The organism is Alkalimonas mucilaginosa, assembly GCF_036327005.1.
Taxonomy (GTDB): domain Bacteria; phylum Pseudomonadota; class Gammaproteobacteria; order Enterobacterales; family Alteromonadaceae; genus Alkalimonas; species Alkalimonas mucilaginosa.
Map to the genome: position 1 here is coordinate 1 of NZ_JAUGZK010000049.1, position 614 is coordinate 614.

Sequence of the window (614 nt, forward strand, 5' to 3'; positions counted from 1 at the left end):
AAAAGGCCCCTTACGGAGCCTTCTTCTTACATCACCGGCAATTAAGCGATGATTTTTGATACCACGCCCGCACCTACAGTACGGCCGCCTTCACGGATTGCAAAACGCAGACCTTCGTCCATTGCGATTGGAGCAATCAGCTCTACCACGAACTTCAGGTTGTCGCCTGGCATTACCATCTCTACGCCTTCTGGCAGCTCTACCGCACCAGTTACGTCAGTAGTACGGAAATAGAACTGTGGACGGTAGCCTTTGAAGAATGGCGTGTGACGGCCACCTTCGTCTTTTGACAATACGTACACTTCACCTTCGAACTTGGTGTGTGGCTTGATAGAACCTGGCTTCGCCAGAACCTGACCACGCTCTACGTCTTCACGCTTGGTACCACGCAACAGCGCACCTACGTTCTCACCTGCACGGCCTTCGTCCAGCAGCTTACGGAACATTTCAACGCCGGTACAAGTCGTCTTGGTGGTATCACGGATACCTACAATCTCTACTTCCTCACCAACTTTGATGATGCCCTGCTCAACACGACCTGTTACTACAGTTCCGCGACCAGCAATTGAGAATACGTCTTCGATTGGCATGATGAATGGCTTATCAATCGCACG

At 51.3% G+C, this 614-nt stretch carries 1 protein-coding gene; it reads right to left on the reverse strand.

Annotated features, from left to right (window positions below; all coding sequences use genetic code 11):
* Positions 1 to 41: 41 nt before the first annotated feature.
* On the reverse strand, positions 42 to 614 hold a 573-nt coding region (locus QWF21_RS18075), incomplete at its 5' end, for an EF-Tu C-terminal domain-related protein (RefSeq protein ID WP_330089432.1).